This window comes from Arthrobacter sp. TB 23 (genome assembly GCF_000294595.1).
Taxonomy (GTDB): domain Bacteria; phylum Actinomycetota; class Actinomycetes; order Actinomycetales; family Micrococcaceae; genus Arthrobacter_D.
Genome location: NZ_ALPM01000058.1, coordinates 1 through 19,774, shown reverse-complemented (window position 1 = coordinate 19,774; position 19,774 = coordinate 1). Strand labels below are relative to the sequence as shown.

Genomic DNA, 19,774 nt, shown 5'->3' with positions numbered 1-19,774 from the left:
CCGCCGCGGCGGTTTCGGACTGGTCGTGGGAATCGACCGTACGGGCCATCGAACCCAATTGGAGCTGGCAGGCGCCCACATCGTTCTTGGCGATGTCGCCGAACTGGATCTGGGCTCCACGCGCGCCGATCCATGGACCCTGGTCTACCAGGGGTTCGACCCGGCACACGAAGGACACCGCGAAGCGCTCACAGCCCTGGGCAACGGGTATATGGCGACCCGTGGAGCGCACCCGGAACGCAAAGACGACGGCGTTCACTATCCGGGCACCTACCTTGCCGGCGTCTACAACCGCACGGCCAGCACCATGCACCGCCGCGAATTGGAGGAAGAGCACCTGGTCAATGTCCCGAACTGGCTGCCAGTGGATATTCGTATCGGCGACGGTCCGTGGTGGTCAACGGGAGACATCAACACTTCGCAGGAAAGCGTTGAACTCGATCTGCGCCGGGGCCTGCTCACACGCCGAGTAATGTTGTCCGCTCCGGGGGCAGGACGGCTCTCTATTGTGCAAAGGCGGCTTGTCTCCATGCACAACCCTCATCTTGCCGCTTTGGAAACAACCATTGCTGCTGATGGCTTCACTGGCACCGTGAGTGTGCGCACCGGCATAGACGCAGGTGTTACCAACACCAACGTCCGCGACTACGTCGGCACAGGCCACCGCCATCTGAGCGCCCCCGCTTTCACCGAGCCCGACGGCGACACGGTCCTGTGCGAAGTAGAGACCAATCGGAGCCGGATACGCATCGCACTCGCCGTGAGAACCATCGTCAGCTGCGGCGGAAAAGTGGAACCCGGATCGGTGGACGGAACCGGGCAATACCGGCGGCAGTTCGATGCCCGGTTAGCCGATGGCCAGTCGGTCACCATGGACAAGACCGCCGCCGTGGTGACATCGCGTGATGGGGCGATCTCCTCACCTGCGACGGGTGCGCTGGCCGAACTGGCCGGCAGCGGACGGGGTGTGAGCGAACTGTTGGAAGACCACGAAGCGTCCTGGAGGCGTCTCTGGGACCGCTTCGCGATCACACTGGATACAGACGCGCAGTCCCAATTGGTGCTCAACCTACACGTACTTCACCTGCTCCAGACGATCTCCGTGCACACCGCCGTCCTGGACGCGGGAGTGCCGGCACGAGGCCTTCACGGCGAGGGCTACCGGGGCCACATTTTCTGGGACGAACTATTCGTCTTTCCGGTGATCGGGATCCGCGTCCCTGGAATCAGCCGAGCACTGCTGGACTACCGCTGGCGAAGGCTGGACGCTGCGCGCGCCGCAGCCAAGACCGTCGGCCTTGAGGGCGCGCTCTTTCCGTGGCAGAGCGGAAGCGATGGGCGGGAAGAGACCCCAAAAGAGCTCTACAACACCCGATCGTCCCGGTGGATGGAAGACAACTCGTACCGCCAGCGGCACGTGGGACTGGCAGTGGCCTATAACGCGTGGCAGCACTATCAGGTATCAGGGGACCGCGATTGGCTGTTGGAGCGCGGAGCGGAACTGATCGTTGAAGTGGCCAGGATATTCGCATCCCTGGCCACCTTCGACCAGGCAGAGGACCGCTTTCATATCTCCGGTGTGATGGGTCCGGACGAATACCATGACGGATACCCGGACGCGCCCGGGGCAGGAATCCGCGACAACACCTACACCAACGTCCTGGTCTCGTGGGTCTGCGAGCGGGCCTGCGATGTCATGGTGGAGCTGGCCGGCCATCCGGCCAACGAACTCACCGATCGGCTACACATCCGACCGGAAGAGATCAGCCTCTGGTCCCGGCTCGCGCGCAGGCTCTCCATTCCCTTCCATTCCGATGGCGTATTGAGCCAGTTCGAGGGGTACGCGGATCTGGCCGAACTCGACTGGGCGCACTACCGGGCCAAGTACGGCAATATTGGCCGGCTGGACCTGATCCTCGAAGCGGAAGGTGACGCCACCAACCGGTACAAGCTGGCCAAACAGGCGGACGTGCTGATGCTGATCCATCTCCTCGGCCCCCAGGGAGTGCTCAAGCAGCTCCACCGGCTCGGCTACCCCTTCAGCGATTCGGACCTGGAGCAGACAGTCGAGTACTACCTAGCCCGCACCGCGAACGGTTCAACGCTCAGCCGGGTGGTACACGCCTCGGTATTGTCCAGATTTGATGAATCACGGGCCTGGGAAGTCTTCCGCGAAGCCCTGGTGGCCGACCTGGACGACACCCAGGGAGGCACCACCCAGGAAGGAATACATCTGGGGGCAATGTCCGGGACCGTCGACCTGATCACCAGATCGTTTGCCGGACTGCAGACAGAGGCCAATGCCCTGACCTTTGCCCCGCGGCTGCCGGCGCACTTGGGCAGGATCTGTTTCCAGCTGCGATACCGCGGACACCGCGTCGAGGTCACCCTGAGCAAGGACCGAATCCTGATCCACCTCCAACCCTGCACCGCGCCGGCCGTGCGCATCGGTGTCGCCAGCAACTATGTCGAACTGGCAGGCGGAGAATCCAAGGACTTCCCAATGGCCGCCGCCGACCCTGACAGGTCCGGTCCGGAAACACCTGACGGGCAACGAGATCAACTGCAACCGAAGGTAGGAACAGATGAGTAAAACGCGGGTGGCAATCAATGGATACGGCGTCATTGGCAAGCGGGTAGCGGATGCGGTGCTGCTCCAACCGGATATGGAACTCGTCGGCGTTGCCGACGTCGTTGCCGATTGGCGTATCCAGGCGGCGGCCAACCGGTTCACTGTGTTTGCGGCCACAAACGAGGCGCGGGTTGTCATGGAACGAGCCGGAATCACCGTCGTGGGCGGGTTGCAGCTGCTCTTGGAGGAGGCCGATGTCGTCATAGATACAACTCCCAAGCAGGTTGCCGCAGATAATCTGGCAGGCTACCGGGCGGCCGGCGTGAAAGTGGTGCTGCAGGGAGGTGAATCCCACGAAACCACAGGGCACTCGTTTGTCGCGCAGGCCAATTACGACAGCGCGTTGGGCAGGGACATGACCCGTGTGGTCTCCTGCAACACCACCAGCATCGTCCGTGTCCTTGGCGCATTCCAGGATGCAGGCCTTCTGGCCAAGGCGCGCGGGGTCCTCATCCGCCGGGCTACCGACCCGTGGGAATCACATGTGGGCGGAATCATGAACACCATGGTTCCCGAACCGACAATCCCATCACATCAGGGCCCGGATGCACAGACAGTCCTTCCGGATCTGGACCTGGTGACCATCGCAGCCAAGGGCGCGCACACGCAGAGCCATAACCATTACTGGACGCTTCAGCTGACCCGCCCGGCCGGGCGCGAGGAGGTCATCGCCGCCCTTCGCGCCGCACCACGCATCGCCTTCATCCGCATGTCGGACGGGCTCGTTGCCCTGAACTCGACCATTGAGCTGATGAAGGATCTCGGCCGGCCCAGGGGAGACATGTGGGAAGTGGCTGTGTGGGAAGACCTGATCACCGTCCAGGGCGACGAGGTTTTCCTCACCTATCAGGTATACAACGAAGCCATTGTGGTGCCCGAAACAATCGACGCGATCCGGGCACTGACCCGTACGGCGCCGGACGCGGCGACTTCCATGAGAATTACCGACTCCACCCTGGGCATGCGGCAGGACTTCCTGGCCGCGAAGACCTCGACGGAGGGGTAGCCGGCATGCGCAGAATCCAGAACAGAGGTACCCCCAGAGGGTATTTGTCATCCATACCTTATGGGGGTATGCTTAGTACACCCGGGGGGTACCCGGCAATTTCCAACCGAGAGGAGCACGTCACCATGGCGAGCAATACCTACACCGTAAAGGGCATGACCTGCGATCACTGCGTCGGATCGGTCACTGCTGAAGTCACCAAGATCCCCGGCATCACCGATATCTCGGTGGACGTCGCCGCCGGACGCCTGACCGTCGACAGCGACGGACCCATTTCGGATGACGCAATCACCGAAGCAGTAGAGGAAGCCGGCTACGAGGTAGTCGTCCCGGCGTGATCCATTCCGGTCCGGCGGGCTCATGCCCGNCCGGTCCGGCGGGCACCGCCGATAAGCAACCGCTGAACAGGTCACTGCCTGGAAGGCAGACTATGAAAGGCAAGTAACGCAATGCGCACTCCCATCAAATTGGCCGCTTACGGCGGAATTCTTGCTGTGGCTTTCGCCGGGGCGCTCGGAACGGGCAGTGTTCTCGGCAGCCCGGTGCCTCCTGCTGAGGAGACGCATAATATGGAGGAGATGGACGGCGGGTCAACTTCTTCTTCGGAAGCCGGTGCGCACAGTGAAATGCAACCGGACCAGCCAACCGCTGGGGGCGAATTGCCCGGAGGGTTGATGGTCTCCGAGCGTGGCTACACCCTCCAGCCCGAAACCGGAATCCTTCCAGCCGGATCGGCAACACAGCTGAACTTTCAGATCCTGGCCGCTGACGGCGAGCCCGTCACCGAATACGAGCAGAGCCACGATAAGGACATGCACCTAATCGCGGTCCGCAGCGACACCACCGGTTTCCAACATGTGCACCCTGAGCTCTCGGAGGACGGGACGTGGAGTGTGCCGGTCGATCTGACCGCCGGTACCTGGCGGGTCTTCGCGGACTTTGTTCCGGCAGACAATGAATCGGACGAAGGTCTAATCCTGGGTGTCGATATCGCGGTTGCCGGCGAGTACACACCGGAAGAACTGCCAGCCGTATCAAGAACCGCTGAAGTCGACGGCTATACCGTGACCTTGGACGGAGAGCTCGTTCCCGGCGCAGAATCCGAACTCACGCTCTCCGTCAGCCGCGACGGCGAACCCGTGACCGATCTGCAGCCGTATCTCGCAGCCTACGGACACCTCGTCGCACTCCGGGACGGCGACCTCGCGTACCTGCACGTGCACCCGGCCGGAACCCCGGGCGACGGCCAAACCGAGTCCGGACCAGCCATCACCTTCTACACCACTGTCCCATCGGCGGGGGATTACCGGTTGTATCTGGACTTCCAGCACGACGGCGTGGTCCGCACCGCGGAGTTCACCGCCACCGCCGACCGGGCGGAGACATCCGCCGACGCCAGCGAAGAAGCGCCCGAACAAGAGGAAACGACCGATGAGGGCCACACGGACCACTAGACCGGACTTTCCAAGACCAGAACCAGCACCTCAGAAGGAGGAGCCATGAGCACCATTCCGGACAGCATCCGGCAACAGCCGGTCAACGCGGGCCAGATTGAACTGGCCATCAGCGGAATGACCTGCGCCTCATGCGCAAACCGCATCGAAAAGCGCCTGAACAAGCTCGACGGCGTGACCGCGACGGTCAACTACGCCACCGAAAAAGCCAAAGTCAGCTTCCCCGCCGGCATTGAGCACGAGGACCTCGTGGCCGAAGTGGAGAAGGCCGGCTACACCGCCAAACTGCCCCAGCTAAAAAAGCCGCAGCAGGGTACCGGCCAGGATGAAGATGCGGCTGAGGAAGGTGCCGGGGAACTGAACAGCCTGCGCAACCGGCTGGTGGTCAGCACACTGCTTTCCATCCCGGTGATCGCGATGGCAATGATTCCAGCGCTGCAGTTCACCTACTGGCAGTGGCTTTCCTTCGCGATGGCCGCCCCGGTGCTGGTATGGGCCGCACTGCCCTTCCACAAGGCAGCGTGGGCGAACCTCAAACACGGTGCCGCGACCATGGATACGCTCATTTCCATGGGCACCATCGCCGCATTCGCCTGGTCCAGCTACGCCTTGTTCCTCGGCACCGCCGGTGAACCCGGGATGACCCATCCCTTTGAGCTCACCATCGCCAGGATGGACGGCACATCGAACATCTACCTTGAAGTAGCAGCTGGGGTCACCACCTTCATCCTGGCGGGCCGATACTTTGAGGCAAAGTCCAAGCGCCGCGCCGGAGCCGCACTGCGTGCGCTGCTGGAAATGGGCGCCAAGGAAGTCTCCGTCCTCCGCGAAGGACCAACCGGTAAAACCGAGGAACGCATCCCCGTGGACGCCCTGACCGTTGGCGATGAATTCATTGTCCGGCCGGGGGAGAAAATCGCCACCGACGGCGTCATCACCGAGGGCTCCTCCGCAGTTGACGCTTCCATGCTCACCGGTGAATCAGTGCCCGTGGAAGTGGTCCCCGGAGACAACGTCACCGGCGCCACCGTCAACGTGGGCGGGCGTCTGCTCATCCGAGCCAGCCGGGTTGGATCCGACACCCAACTGGCGCAAATGGCCCGCATGGTCGAAGACGCGCAGAACGGCAAGGCACAGGCACAGCGGCTCGCGGACCGGATCTCCGGAATCTTCGTACCCATCGTCATCGCTCTGGCAGCAGGCACTCTCGGCTGGTGGCTCGGTACCGGCAGTGGCGCCGAGTACGCCTTCACCGCGGCGGTCGCCGTGCTGATCATCGCTTGCCCGTGCGCCCTTGGCCTGGCAACACCTACCGCATTGCTGGTCGGCACGGGCCGCGGAGCGCAGCTCGGCATCATCATCAAGGGTCCCGAGGTCCTTGAATCCACCCGCAAGGTAGACACCATCGTCCTGGATAAGACCGGAACGGTCACCACCGGACGCATGACTCTGCTCGATGTGGTTGCAGGCACGGGTGAGGACCGGGACGAGGTGCTCCGGCTGGCCGGTGCGCTGGAGGATGCCTCCGAACACCCCATTGCCCAGGCAATTGCCAAGGGCGCCACCGAGAAAACCGGAGACCTTCCGGGGGTGGAGGACTTTACCAACCTTGAAGGAATGGGCGTCCAGGGCGTTGTTGACGGACGCGCCGTTCTGGTAGGACGCGCCAAGCTGCTGGCCGACTGGTCCCAGCCGCTCACCGCGGAACTGGAACGCGCCAAGGCCGACGCCGAAGCGGACGGCCGCACTGCCGTCGCCATCGGCTGGGACGGTAAGGCCCGCGGAATCCTGGTTGTTGCGGACGCTATCAAGGACACCAGCGCGGAAGCGATCGCGCAGTTCAAGCAGCTCGGCCTCACCCCGGTGCTGTTGACCGGTGATAACGAGACCGTTGCCCGCTCGGTCGCCGCCCAGGTGAACATCGAGCAGGTGATCGCCGAGGTCATGCCGCAGGACAAGGTCGACGTGATCAAGCGACTCCAGGGCGAAGGGAAAGTCGTGGCCATGGTCGGCGACGGCGTGAACGACGCCGCTGCCCTGGCCCAGGCTGACCTGGGCCTGGCCATGGGAACCGGAACCGACGTCGCCATCGAGGCCTCCGATCTCACCCTGGTCCGCGGCGACCTTCGGGCCGCGGCGGATGCCATCCGGCTCTCCAGGCGGACCCTTGGCACCATCAAGGGAAACCTGTTCTGGGCCTTCGCCTACAACGTGGCTGCCCTTCCGCTGGCCGCCGCCGGACTGCTCAACCCGATGCTCGCCGGGGCGGCCATGGCGTTCTCATCCGTCTTCGTCGTCTCCAACAGCCTCAGGCTTCGCGGATTCAAACCGCTGCGAAGCAACAGGCAGGACAAACCAGCCACCACGCGGGATAGTGCCGCTGCCGAACCGAAGCACCTGACCGGTGCAGGCACGGAGCGCTGACGGGCGCATCAAAGTACGATCGCACTTCGTTAACCGACGGCCGGTGGACTCGCAACCTACGGGTTCGCCGGCTTTCGATCGTTCGACGAGCGCCCGCAAAGCCCCAGGGCCAGCCGCTCCCACCCAACCGGAAACCCTGGAATGGAGCAGACGGCATGTTGACTGGTCGTCCCTGAATCACCGTTGATAATTACTCTGTAAACCCGCGAATCAAAAGCACACTGTAAGTGCATACGTGTGCACTTATGTGCTATAAATGAAACCAATTGTTCCAAGGAAAGGGTTTCATTGTGCTTGAGGTACTTCGGGTGACCGCCTACCGGAAGCTGTTCACGGCGCAGATCGTGGCGCTACTGGGAACCGGTCTGCTCACTGTTGCGCTTGGCCTGCTGGCGTTCGATCTGGCCGGCGGACAGGCCGGCGCGGTGCTGGGCACGGCATTGACCATCAAGATGCTCGCCTATGTGTTCGTTGCTCCGGTGATGGCCGCGTTGGTGGAGCGCCTCCCGCGCAAAGCGGTGCTGGTCTGCGCTGATCTGGTGCGGGCCGGCATCGCCCTGGCGTTGCCGTTCATTGACCAGGTTTGGCAGATATATGTCCTGATCTTCATTCTGCAGTCGGCGTCGGCTACTTTCACCCCGGCGTTCCAGTCGCTGATTCCTGTGGTCCTGCCGAAAGAGAAGGACTACACCCGGGCGCTCTCGCTGTCCCGGCTGGCTTATGACCTGGAGTCCTTGCTCAGCCCGGCCCTGGCTGCTGCGTTGTTGACGGTTATGTCCTACAACAACCTCTTTGTCGGGACGATGGCAGGATTCCTCCTCTCCGCCCTGATGGTCGTTACCACCCGGCTCCCGCAGCTGGCCCCCGCGGAACGGTCCGGGGCGCTGATGCACCGCACCACCCTGGGCACCCGGATCTTTCTGCGCGAACCGTCTCTGCGCGGTCTGATGGCACTGAATCTGGTGGTCGGCTGCGGAACTGCACTGGTGCTGGTTAATACGGTCATCTATGCCCTGGACATCTTCGACGGATCCAACACAGACCTCGCGATCGCTCTGGCCTGTTACGGTGCCGGTTCAATGGTCGTGGCGCTCGCGGCGCCACGGATCCTTGACCGGATTCCGGACCGGTCGCTGATGGCCCTGGGGGGAATCATCCTTCCCCTGGCGATCACCGCGGCAGCAGTGATCGCGTGGAGAGGGGAATCCTGGCCGTTACTGCTCGCCGTCTGGACCGTACTCGGGGCGGGAACCTCGATGATCAACACTCCCTCGGCAAGGTTGCTGCGCAGGGCTGCAACCGACAACACACGTTCCTATCTCTTCACCGCCCAATTCTCCCTCTCACACGCCTGCTTCATCATCACCTACCCGGTCGCAGGCTGGATCGGCGNCGCCGCCGCAGGACAGTCCGCCGCCGCCGTCGTACTGGCGGTTCTGGCTACACTGGGGACACTGGCCGCACTTCGTTTGTGGCCGCGTCGCGAGAGTGCGACAACCGATGCGCTTGCGCAGGAAGGCCGCTGATGTGACCGAAGTTCCGCAGACCCCGGCGCCGAGCCTCCACCACCCGGATGCCCCGGATGAGCTTCGCCTGGAAGCGGGCGCGGCCACGTTCCGGATGCTCTCCGATCCGACCCGGCTGCACATCCTGTGGCTATTGACGCTGGGCCCTGCGGATGTCACATCCCTGGTGGAGGCCACCGGCAGTACCCGCACCTCTGTCAGTCAGCATCTGGCGAAACTGCGATTCAGCGGCCTGGTCAGCACGCAGAAAATCGGGCGGAACGTGGTCTACAGCATCATCGACGGCCACCTGTCCCGCCTAGTGGCCGAGGGGCTGAACCACGCTGACCATCGCGTCACCGGCGAACCGTCGCACGGATAAGACCGAAGACTGCGTGCCCGGGAAACTGCGCTTCAACAACGCGTAGTGATTCGGTGTCAGGACCTGACGAGGCGCGCGATGGCGTCGGAGGCTTCCTTCAGCTTGGCCTTCGCCTCGTCGCCGCCGGTAGCCGCCGCTTCGAGTACGCAGTGACTCATGTGGTCATTGAGCAACCCGAGGGCTACTGATTCCAGTGCCCGGGTCATGGCCGAAACCTGCGTCAGAATATCGATGCAGTACTTCTCATCCTGAACCATCCCCTGCAGTCCGCGGGCCTGGCCTTCGATACGCTTCAGCCGCCGCTGGTAGTCCTCTTTGTTGGAGATGTAGCCGTGCGCTCCACTGTGCTCGTCCATTTGGGCGACAGTCGCCGTCGTCGTTGTAGCCATGATTGAATCCTCTGCTCGCAGTGTTAGTGGGAGTTGCTGCCGGGTGCTGAAGCGGTCGTACCATACAGGGTACCCCCCTATGGTACCAAATTATGAACAGGAAAGGTATCCACGTTGGCCAGCGCAAGGCAGGGCCCGCAGTCACTTGCCCTTTAGATCCTTGCAATTGCATACCCCCATGCCGTATCGTCGATAAACGTCACGCATACCCCCTACTGGTATTAGGAGAAATTGATGGGACATCATCATCACGCCCCAAGCGGCGATGAGAAGCGCAACGAAGACGAGATCGCTTACTGCCCGGTTATGAAGGGTTCGACGGTGCTCAAAGCCGACGCCGAGGAGGAGGGGCTGGTGCGCGATTACAAGGGTAAGCGCTATTACCTCTGCTGCGATGACTGCGCGCCGATGTTCGACGCCGACCCGGACAGGTACGCAACCGCCTAACCAATCCGGGAAACAGTTCGCAAAACAATCTACTGACCATCCTGACCGCTGGAAGGAGCGTTACGTGTTTGCCGTTGTTTCACTGCTTGCCGTGGTCTTGGCCGTCATCCTGGGCGTGTTCGGCGCAGCGATGGCTTTCAGGATCGCACGTAAGCCCGTCGAGGCGCTGCCCTATGAGTCCGGTTCCCTGCCGGAGCAGCACGCATTCTCCCGGTACCACGTTCGTTGGTATGCCGTCACCCTGCTGTTTCTGGCCTTCGATATGGAAATGATCTTCATGTATCCCTGGGCTGTGGTGGTCGCGGACATGGGCGCTTCGGCCGTCATCGAAATGTTCGCGTTCCTGGCCGTCCTCTTTGTTGGTGTGGTCTATGTATGGCGGGAGGGCGCGCTGCGATGGTCATGATGAACCGACTGCGGACATGGGCACTGGCCCGTCCAGGTGTATTCATCATCGACGCGCCCGGCAACGACCGGTTGCGGTGGCTGGTCGAAGCTGAAATCGACCGCCGCGGATGGCAGGTGGCGTTATCCCCGGCGGATGCGGGTTTGATGCTGACCATCGGAACGCTGCCGCCGGGCCTGTCGCAGGCGACAGACGTTCTGTGGACCCAAATGCCCCAGCCACGACACCGGCAGGTCATCGACCAAAGCGATATCGCCTGGCAGTTCGACGCCGCTGTCGCAGCCCTCACCACACCGTCCGCTTACGAAGCGAACCCTTCTGATCCAGCAACCCAACTTTCCTCGGCGCAGGACGCTACGGGCGGCTCGGATTCCGGGCATCAGGATCCGGCCCATGAGATGGATTCTAGTGACCCGGACGCCGACGGGATAAGCCCGCACGATATGGGTGGCCACAACGTGGGTGAGCACAGTGATCACATGATGGACAGTCGCAGCGGTGATGACATGGGCGGCCACGACGGCCACGCCATGGAGTCGGACGCGGATCCCGGAATGGATCCCGACGGTCGTGGAATGGACCACAGTGCTCATACGATGGATCACAGTGCTCACTCCGGGCATGACATGGGCGGTCATATGCATCATGGCGGCGATGTTGCGGGGTTGGCGATGGCGGGGACGGCTCCGGACCGGGATGGTTTGGAGCTGGATGAGTTGAAGGTGACCCTGGGTCCGGTGCTGCCGGGCTGGCCGACCGGACTGGTGCTGAAGGGTTCGATGCAGGGTGATGTGCTGACCGGTGTGTCGTTGTCCTGGTTGGACGGTCCAGTCCCGGATTCGGCGGTTCAGCATTCTGAGTCGGATGCGGCGGCCGTCGCATTGGATGCGCTGGCAGGGTTTCTTCTGGTGGCCGGTTGGCCGTTGCTCGCACGCCGGGCGCGGGACGCCCGCTGGGCTCTGTCAACGGACACTGGCACTGCCGGGGAAAGGGAGCACGGCCGCAGGACCGCCGCTGCGGTGGCGCGCAGGGTGGCCCGCTCCCGGTTCCTGGCCTGGTCAGTCAGCGGGATAGGTGACGACGACGCCGGATCGGCTCACAGTCCGCGAGTCACGGCGGCGCGCGGCGCCGTTAACGACCGAATGACCGGCGATGTCCTGGACAGGGTCCGCGCGCTGGCCGCGGTTGCGGCGGGGGATACGTCGTCGTTGCCGCGGGTTGCTCCCGAGCACATTGAGACTCTTCTTGAGGGCGCTGAGCTCGCGGCAGCGCGATTGATCGTCGCCAGTTTCGTGTTTGATCCGGCGCCGGTGTTGCTTCCGGATGGACCTGGAAATGACAGGTCCGGACATGACGGGTCGGGACATGGCGGGGCCGGACATGACTGATCCGATGGGCGGAACCGGCATGACCCTGGCCGCGGCGTGGGGGCTGTTGCCTGCCGTGCTGGCCGTCGGCGTGGCGGCGTTGATCCTGGGGACGGTTTTCGCGGTTGCTGACAGTGTTGTCCTCAGCGGCGGCCGGATGCGCAGCGCGGTGGAGCCGTTCCGCTCGACGGCGCGGTGGCTGGCGCAGCAGCGGCGGACAACGCTTGCCCCCGACCGGCTGCTGTGGCGATCAGGTGTCATCGCCGTCCCGGTTTTGGCTGTGTTGTCCCTGGCGGTGGTGCCCATCGGCGGGCGCACACTGTTGTCCACCAGCGCGGATCTGGTGTGGTTTAACGCCATGGAGGCGCTGCTGTGGGCGGCCGTGTGGCTGGTGGGATGGGGCCCCAACGCTGTCCACTCGCTGGTTGGCGCCTATCGGTTCCTGGCGCAGGGGCTGGCCTATGAACTGCCGCTGATGTTCGCGCTGATCACCGCCGGACTGGGAGCCGGCTCGCTGCGCACCACTGACATTGTCGCAACACAGGAAAACCTGTGGTTTGTGGTCACCATGCCGGTGGCTTTTGTCGTGTTCCTGGCCAGCGCAGCGGCGTTCGCCTTCTGGGGCCCTTTCGCGTCACCGGCCGGCGCGGACATCGCCGCCGGCGTGATGTCGGAGCTCTCCGGGGTGGACAGGTTACTCGTCCAGGCGGGACGGGCAGTTGTTCTGGGTGCGGCGGCGGCAATGTCCGTTGCGCTGTTCCTCGGCGGCGGTGCCGGGCCGTGGCTGCCGGAACCGGTCTGGTATCTGCTCAAGACCCTGCTGGTGATCCTGGCGATGGCAGCTATCGGGCGGCGGATCCCGGTGCTGCGTCCGGACCGGTTTGTGGAGTTCTCCTGGATGGTGTTGATACCCGCAACACTGCTGCAGACACTGTGGGTTGGCCTGTTGGTGCTCTCGGGGTTCTACCCATGAGCGCCCGGGTAAACGGCGCGCGGTTGGACCGCGCAGGGACAGGCAGCACCAGGATCAACAGGGAAGGGACGGTGTTTCGGTGATGCTGACTGGAATGGCGATTGTGGCTGTGATCGTACTTGGACTCGTTTCCGTGGCGGCCGGCGTCGCGGTGTTCGTGGTGGACTCCATGGCGAAGGCCACCTTCGCGTTGCTGGTCTCGTTCTTGGCCGTGGCAGGAGTCCTGCTGGCGATGGAGCTGACGTACCTTGCGGTGGTTACCGCGCTGATGATGACGATCGAGATGGCCATCATGGCCGTGTTCATGATCATGTTCATGATGAACCCGGCGGGTTTGATGCCGATGACCATGGTCCACAACGCCCGCGCATCCGCCGTGGCCGGCGTCGTCGTTTTTGTTGTTCTGGTCCTGGGGATCTGGACCATTGACTGGCCGGCCCGTGTTGGGAGCCTGCCCGCTGACAGCACGCGGCAGCTGGGTGAGGCGATCATGGGCAGCCACATGCTGGTGATGCTGGTGATCGGCGTAGGGCTTTTCGCGACCATCATTTCCGGCACGGTCCTGGCCACGCACCGCGGACGTTATGACCGCTTCGGACCCGATCTACGGGCCACCAAACCGAGTGACCCGGTGGGCGGTGGGTTTCGATGACGGATACTGTGACGCTTCAATTGATCCTGACCGTCGCGGCGGCGCTGATCGGCGTGGGCCTCTTCGGGGCGCTCTCCCAGCAGTCGATCGTGATGGTGATGATGGGCCTGGAGCTGATTGTCAACGGGGTGATGCTAGCAGGCGGTGCGGCCTGGTACTTCCTGACCCCGGAATTGCCCGATGCGCAGATGCTGGTGGTGGTTGCCCTGGTGGTGATGGCGGTGGAAATGGCGATGGGGTTCGGTGCGACGCTGGCGATCTACCGTGCACGTCAGGTGGACATGGTCGACGACGCCACGGAGCTGAGCGGATGACTGCCCCTCAGGCGATACTCGCCGCCCTCGTGTTTACTCCCGCGGCGCTGGGAATCCTGTTGCTCCTCGCCGGCCGGCGCGCCGACAGGGCGGCCGGACCCTTAGCCGTAGGTGCAACCCTGGCCGTCGTGGCCCTCGCGGCAATCGGTGCGGCGACCCGGCCGGTGCTGTCGCTGCCGTTTATCGGCCTCGTGGAAGGCGGCGACTTCGCCGTTGGGGTGGACGGGCTCTCCGCCGTCCTGGTCATCACGGTTGCGGTGGTGGCCGCCGCGGTCACTGTCTTCGCCGTCGTCGACCTGGCGCCCGACGTTCCGAGGGCGCGATTCCTCGGATATCTGCTCCTCTTTACTGCCGCGATGCTTGTCACGGTCACGGCCACCACCGTGCCGGCGTTGTTGGTGGCGTGGGAGTTGATGGGCGCCACCTCCTACGCCCTGATCGGATACTGGTGGCAGGTGCCGGGCAAAATGGCCGCCGGGACCAAAGCCTTTGTCACCACCCGTGCCGGGGACGTTGGCCTGTACGTCGCCGCGGGTGCCGCGTTCGCCGGGACCGGGACACTGGTGCTGGATGACCTGGCCTCCGCGGACGGCGCCTGGCGGGACGTCGCCGCCGCCGGAATACTCCTCGCCGCACTGGGTAAGTCCGCGCAGCTTCCCTTCTCCGCCTGGCTCTCCGCCGCGATGGAAGGCCCGAGTCCGGTGAGCGCCCTGCTGCACTCAGCAACGATGGTCGCCGCCGGCGGGTACCTGCTATTACGTACGCAGCCGCTGCTGGAATCGACCGGCTGGGCGGCACCCACCGCGGCCTGGATCGGGGCTGCCACCGCGCTGGTCCTGGGCGCAATTGCGGCGGCGCAGAAAGACCTCAAGCAGCTGCTTGCTGCGAGCACCGGAGCGCAGATTGGGTTTGTGGTTCTCGCCGCGGGCGTCGGCACGACGGCGGGAGGCACGGCTCAGCTGGTGTCGCACGCCGGAGTGAAGGCGGGCCTGTTCATCGCGGCCGGGGCGTGGCTGAGCGCACTGGGCACCAAACAGCTCGCCGGGCTTCGCGGCGCCGCACGCAGGCACCCGGGCATCGGGGCCTCCGCCGTCGTCGCTGCTGTGGCGCTGGCCGGGGTGCCGCCCCTGTCCCTCTGGGCCACGAAGGATGAAGTGCTTGCAGGGGTTGACGGCGGCGTCCTGCGGATTGTCGCGCTGGCCGCTGCTGCCCTCTCGGCGGTCTACGCCGGGAAGATCCTCGTCGTGATCCTGGGGTTCGTAAAGGAAGCCGGCGCCCGGCCGGATACGGAAGAACCGGGCAGCCGGAAGGTACCCCGGGCCACATCAGTGGTGGCGGGCCTGCTGGCTGTCACCGCCGTCGTCCTTGGCGCCCTTGCCCTCGAGCCGGTTGCGAAGCCCTTCAAAGAACTGCTCGGGGCTGAAGGGGAAGCGTCGCCCGGACTCGCTGACTTTGTGGTCTCGGGGGCACTCGCCGTCGTCGTGCTCGGGGCCACCGTTGCGCTGCGGTCACAGCTGATCCGCCTGGAGCGCACGCCCCTGGCCACCTGGTTGGGACTGCCCGCCCTGCTCTCGCCGCGGCCCTGGCTCGCCGTCGCCCGCGCGGCGGCAACCATTGATGACCGGGTGCTGGACCGCGGCGTCCTTGCTGTCGCATCAGCCGTCCGGCGCGGAGCGGTGCTCATTGGCCGTGCCGATCACCACATGGTGGATGGCGCCGTGCGCGGTATTGGGTCCCTGACCCGCCGCGCCGGTTCCGCGATGCGCCGCCCGCAGACCGGGCTGGTGCACCAGTACTACTTCCAGGCCGTCGTGGGCCTCGGTGCGCTGTTTCTCCTACTGATCGTCGTGAGGTAACCATGCTGCTCTCTATTGTTATTCTGCTTCCCGTGGTGGCCGCGGGGGTGCTGTTGGCGGTGCCCGGACTGCCGGACCGTGCGGCGTCGTGGTTCTGGGTGGCCGTTGCCGCGCTTGACCTCGCGTTGATCGTTGGGATGTGGATCGGTTTCGCCTCGCAAAGAACGGCCGGCGCAGCCGGGATTGTGGACGGCATCGCGTATCAGGAGAAGATCCGCTGGATCCCCACCGTGGATGCTTCCTACCATGTGGGTGTTGACGGGCTGTCGTTGCCGTTGATCGCCATGACCGGTGTGCTGTTCCTGGCCGCCGCTATCTGGTCGCTGCGGGAGAAGCAGCGGCCCCGGACGTACGCGGCGCTGTTTCTGTTTCTGCAAACCGCGTCGATCGGGACTTTCGCTTCGCTGGATCTGATCCTCTTCTTTGTGTTCTTCGATCTGACCATCGTGGGCATGTACTTCGTCATTGCCGGGTGGGGCCACGGGAACCGGCGCCGCAGCGCGCTGAAATTTTTTATCTACACCTTTGTAGGCTCCTTGGCGCTGCTGGTCGGATTTATCGGCCTCTTTCTCGGCAGCGAAACCCGCACCTTTGACATGGTGGCCCTCGCCGCGGACCCGCCCCTGACCGACTCCCCGGTGGCCGCCGGCCTGGTCCTGCTCGCCATCTGCGTGGGACTGGCCGTCAAGACCCCACTGTTCCCCTTCCATACCTGGCTGCCGGACGCCCACACGGACGCGCCAGCCGCTGGCTCCGCGATCCTCGCCGGTGTGCTGCTGAAACTGGGCACGTACGGCTTTGTCCGCATCGCCATGCCCATCTTGCCCGACGCCTGGCAGCGCTGGGCCATGGTGATCGTTATCGCCGGCGTGGTCAGCGTCCTCTGGGGCGCCTTCACCGCCCTGGCCCAGACCGATCTGAAACGGATGATCGCCTACACCTCCGTGAACCACATGGGCTACATCATGCTGGGTCTCGGCGCCGCGGGCCTGGTCAGCCAGGCCGATGACCAGGCCCGCACCATCGCTGTCACCGGCGCCATGGTGCAAATGGTCAGCCACGGACTGCTCACCGGCGCACTGTTCCTGCTCACCGGGGTCCTCTTCAACCGCGGCGGCACCTACGCCTTCAACCGGTGGGGCGGACTCGCCTGGCCCGCACCCATCTTCGCCGCGGCTTTTGGGGTGGCCGCTTTCGGGTCGCTGGGACTGCCCGGCCTGTCTGCATTCATTGCCGAGTTCCAGATCTTCACCGGCGCGCTGCAGGCCGCGCCGATCGCCACCGTCATTGCGGTCACCGGGATTGTTGTCACCGCAGGCCTGTTCCTGGTGGCGCTGCAGCGGCTGCTGACCGGGGACACGAAAGTGCCCGAAGCCACCGGCCTTGCGTCCGCACGATCCCACGGGGGCGGCGGTAGCGCGGCACGGGGCGGCGGGACGCGCGGCGTCAAGACAACGACCAGGAACGACGGCGCCCGCGCGCCTGCCGTATTCAAGGACCTACATGGGCGCGAGCTGACATCAATCCTTCCGCTGCTGATCCTCTCCGTGGCGATCGGGTTGTTCCCGCGTGCACTGCTGGACATCATTGAACCCGCCGCTGCCGCGCTTGCCTCACTGGTGGGCCGATGACGGGCATGGAGGGCATGTCCGCCAATCCGCTGGACCTGCTGCCGGAACTCCTGCTGCTCCTTGGGGCTGTGGGCGGCCTGCTGCTGGGCCTGTGGACGCCGCAGGACAAGCAAGGCAGAGTCCGTATGTTGGTAATTGTGGCGGCCCTCGCCAGTGCGGCTGCCGCCGTCGTCGATCTCACCGAGCCGGACAAGGGCGTGTTTGAAGACAGTTGGATGATCGACACCACCACCGGCGTGGTCCGCATCACTGTTGCCCTGGCTACGGCCGCGGCCGTGTTGCTCAGTTCCACGTCGCTGGCGGGCCATCCCCGCGAGACCGAGGCTTATGTCCTGATGGTGCTCGCAGCGCTCGGCGCCATTGCTCTTGCTGCCAGTAATGACCTGCTGATGCTCGCAGCCGCTTACCTGCTCGCCAGCGTTCCGCTCTACGCCCTGGCGGGATTCGCCAAGGACGCCAGGGGAGTGGAGGCCACCCTGAAGTATTACCTGATGGGAGCACTCGTGGGGGTCCTCATGCTCGTGGGCGTAGCCGCCCTGATCCTCGCCGCGGGCACCGGCAACTACCTCGAACTCGCCGGGGCGCTGCCGGAGGCGGCGATGCCGTTGGTCGCTGTCGGTGTCATCGGGGTGCTGGCAGGTATGGCGTTCAAGGCCGGGGCAGTGCCGGTGCACTTTTGGGTACCCGATGTGACCGCCGGGACTACTCCTGCGATGGCCGCCTTCATTACCACCATTCCGAAACTCGGGGCCGTTGCCGCGGCCTTCCGGCTGGTCGCCGAACCGTTCGCCCAAATCCAGCTCGACGTGCCTTTGCTTGTTGCGGTCATCGCCGCCGCCAGCATGACCCTCGGCAACCTGGCCGCCTTCCAACAGACCGAAGTGCTTCGGCTGCTTGCCTACTCCACGGTCAGCCAGGTGGGCTACATGTTCATGGTGGTAGCCGTCGCCGGTCCGAGCGAGTATGCCGTCCCTGCTTTGGCGGTCTACCTGGCCGGATACGCCGTGACCAACCTCGGAGCATTCGCGGCCGCCGCCGCGCTGCCCGCGGCTGGTTCTTTGAAGGAGTGGGCTGAGGGTGTTCGCGGGCGTCCGTGGCTGGTACTCAGCCTCGCGGTGCTGCTCTTGGGCCTGGTGGGCACCCCTCCCACTGCGGTCTTTGTTGGCAAACTGGCCATCTTCACCGCCACAGCGGACGGAGGCATGGTGTGGCTTGTGGTGCTGGGTGCGGTCAACACTGTTGCGAGCCTGTTCTATTACCTGCGCTGGATTGCGCCCGCCACCCGGGTGGTTTTTGCGGGTTCCGAAGATCCGCCAGCTGCTGGTCCGGCTCAGGTACAGTGGGGTCCGGCTTCCACTGTCCATGCGGCAGCCGTTGTCTCAGTTCTCCTTGGGGCCGGTGCGGGCGTCTGGCTCGCGTTGGTTGTCTAAGTTTGCTCCAACACTGTTATTGACCCACACAATCAGGAGGCCCCATGGCACAGAACACAGGCAATCCCCAACAGCAGGCGGAAACACTCACCGTCTACGGTGCCGACTGGTGCCCGGACGTGCGCCGCAGCCGGAAACTGCTCGATGCGCAAGGCGAGCGTTACGTCTATGTCAACCTGGACCACGATAAGCCTGCGGAGGCGCTGGTCCGTCGGCTCCAAGGGGGCAAACGCCGCATCCCCACACTGGTGTGGCCGGACGGCGCCTTCATCGTAGAACCGACCGACGAACAGCTTTCTGAATACCTCAATAGCCAAGCTGCCGATTGGCGCCAGTGATGATTGATCTGTAACAAGCCTTGACTGCAGGGCCGTTGCGGAACCGGCACGTTGCTATGCCCCCGGTGAAGAAATCGAATCGACGAGTCGGGATTCGCAAGGTTCGGCACCAGTTCAGAATCAAGAGATCCGCCCCTTGATGGCGTGATCTGCCACGGGGGAGGTCGAACTCTGGATTCGATGTACGCCTCCTAATCTGCGGGAGGTCAAGCACCGGGGCAGGCAAAAGGATGGATTTCTGAAAGCTGCGGAAGCCTGCAGACGCAGCTACGGGTGTTGGTTGCGCCTCCGATTGGTTTCGGTAGGTGCCTAGTGGAACTATAACGCAGAGCCTCATTCGAACGTGTCTCTACCGAACACCGGGTGTCCGGTAGCCGATCCTCACCGCAACGATTTAGACGCCAATAGCCAAGAAGAATCCCACACAAACTGTGGATATATTCGGGAATCGGCGAACTGCTCGGGCTTGGTTGGCGTGATGGGTTGGGCGAGAATGGAACTGGCGCCCGCTCCGCTAGTGGTCCATTATTTCTGAACCGTCAGGCACCCCGAACACGAGAGTGGCAGG

18 protein-coding genes are annotated in these 19,774 nt (G+C 64.1%); 17 read left to right on the top strand and 1 reads right to left on the bottom strand.

Features of this window, described 5'->3' with window-relative positions:
* The 7 genes from B384_RS18290 to B384_RS0108105 form a co-directional block, all read left to right on the top strand.
* Window positions 1-2,593 (top strand): glycoside hydrolase family 65 protein (locus B384_RS18290; RefSeq protein WP_019482622.1); only part of this gene is annotated, 2,593 nt, incomplete at its 5' end.
* Window positions 2,586-3,638, top strand: a complete 1,053-nt coding sequence (locus tag B384_RS0108130; RefSeq protein WP_026041049.1) for a type II glyceraldehyde-3-phosphate dehydrogenase — start codon at window positions 2,586-2,588, stop codon at window positions 3,636-3,638. The genes B384_RS18290 and B384_RS0108130, both read left to right, overlap by 8 nt.
* A gap of 125 nt (window positions 3,639-3,763) precedes the next feature.
* Window positions 3,764-3,976, top strand: a complete 213-nt coding sequence (locus tag B384_RS0108125) for a heavy-metal-associated domain-containing protein (protein ID WP_019482620.1) — start codon at window positions 3,764-3,766, stop codon at window positions 3,974-3,976.
* Window positions 3,977-4,087: 111 nt separating this feature from the next.
* A complete protein-coding gene (locus tag B384_RS0108120) occupies window positions 4,088-5,092 on the top strand; it encodes a hypothetical protein (RefSeq protein ID WP_019482619.1) in 1,005 nt (334 codons plus the stop codon).
* 45 nt (window positions 5,093-5,137) lie between these two features.
* Complete coding sequence (locus B384_RS0108115; protein ID WP_019482618.1) at window positions 5,138-7,516, top strand: heavy metal translocating P-type ATPase; 2,379 nt, start codon at window positions 5,138-5,140, stop codon at window positions 7,514-7,516.
* A gap of 290 nt (window positions 7,517-7,806) precedes the next feature.
* Window positions 7,807-9,042, top strand: coding sequence for an MFS transporter (locus B384_RS0108110; RefSeq protein ID WP_019482617.1), 1,236 nt, complete (start codon window positions 7,807-7,809; stop codon window positions 9,040-9,042).
* 1 nt (window position 9,043) lies between these two features.
* On the top strand, window positions 9,044-9,403 hold the full coding sequence (locus B384_RS0108105; protein ID WP_019482616.1) for an ArsR/SmtB family transcription factor: 360 nt from the start codon (window positions 9,044-9,046) through the stop codon (window positions 9,401-9,403).
* Between the two features lie 56 nt (window positions 9,404-9,459).
* On the opposite strand, the gene B384_RS0108100 is transcribed toward B384_RS0108105, so the two are convergent.
* On the bottom strand, window positions 9,460-9,792 hold the full coding sequence (locus B384_RS0108100) for a metal-sensitive transcriptional regulator (RefSeq protein ID WP_019482615.1): 333 nt from the start codon (window positions 9,790-9,792) through the stop codon (window positions 9,460-9,462).
* Window positions 9,793-10,026: 234 nt separating this feature from the next.
* Between B384_RS0108100 and B384_RS0108095 the strand changes: the two genes are divergently transcribed.
* From B384_RS0108095 to B384_RS0108050, 10 genes are all read left to right on the top strand, one after another.
* Complete coding sequence (locus B384_RS0108095; protein ID WP_019482614.1) at window positions 10,027-10,239, top strand: YHS domain-containing protein; 213 nt, start codon at window positions 10,027-10,029, stop codon at window positions 10,237-10,239.
* A gap of 64 nt (window positions 10,240-10,303) precedes the next feature.
* Window positions 10,304-10,645 (top strand): NADH-quinone oxidoreductase subunit A, encoded by a 342-nt coding sequence (locus B384_RS20550; protein WP_019482613.1) that lies wholly within the window; start codon window positions 10,304-10,306, stop codon window positions 10,643-10,645.
* The gene (locus tag B384_RS0108085; protein ID WP_019482612.1) at window positions 10,636-12,033 is read left to right on the top strand and encodes a hypothetical protein; all 1,398 of its coding nucleotides are present in this window, start codon (window positions 10,636-10,638) and stop codon (window positions 12,031-12,033) included. The genes B384_RS20550 and B384_RS0108085 overlap by 10 nt, the downstream gene beginning before the upstream one ends.
* On the top strand, window positions 11,981-12,985 hold the full coding sequence (locus B384_RS0108080) for a complex I subunit 1 family protein (protein ID WP_237715266.1): 1,005 nt from the start codon (window positions 11,981-11,983) through the stop codon (window positions 12,983-12,985). The genes B384_RS0108085 and B384_RS0108080 overlap by 53 nt, the downstream gene beginning before the upstream one ends.
* Window positions 12,986-13,067: 82 nt before the next feature.
* Entirely contained in the window at window positions 13,068-13,637 is a 570-nt protein-coding gene (locus B384_RS0108075) for an NADH-quinone oxidoreductase subunit J (RefSeq protein WP_019482610.1), read from the top strand.
* A gap of 8 nt (window positions 13,638-13,645) precedes the next feature.
* Window positions 13,646-13,951, top strand: coding sequence for an NADH-quinone oxidoreductase subunit NuoK (locus B384_RS0108070; RefSeq protein ID WP_026041045.1), 306 nt, complete (start codon window positions 13,646-13,648; stop codon window positions 13,949-13,951).
* On the top strand, window positions 13,948-15,807 hold the full coding sequence (locus tag B384_RS0108065) for an NADH-quinone oxidoreductase subunit L (RefSeq protein ID WP_019482608.1): 1,860 nt from the start codon (window positions 13,948-13,950) through the stop codon (window positions 15,805-15,807). The genes B384_RS0108070 and B384_RS0108065 overlap by 4 nt, the downstream gene beginning before the upstream one ends.
* A 2-nt stretch (window positions 15,808-15,809) precedes the next feature.
* Window positions 15,810-17,438, top strand: a complete 1,629-nt coding sequence (locus B384_RS0108060; RefSeq protein WP_019482607.1) for a complex I subunit 4 family protein — start codon at window positions 15,810-15,812, stop codon at window positions 17,436-17,438.
* Window positions 17,435-18,868, top strand: a complete 1,434-nt coding sequence (locus B384_RS0108055; protein WP_019482606.1) for an NADH-quinone oxidoreductase subunit N — start codon at window positions 17,435-17,437, stop codon at window positions 18,866-18,868. The genes B384_RS0108060 and B384_RS0108055 overlap by 4 nt, the downstream gene beginning before the upstream one ends.
* A 44-nt stretch (window positions 18,869-18,912) precedes the next feature.
* Window positions 18,913-19,206, top strand: coding sequence for a glutaredoxin family protein (locus B384_RS0108050; RefSeq protein ID WP_019482605.1), 294 nt, complete (start codon window positions 18,913-18,915; stop codon window positions 19,204-19,206).
* The last annotated feature ends 568 nt before the right edge of the window (window positions 19,207-19,774 follow it).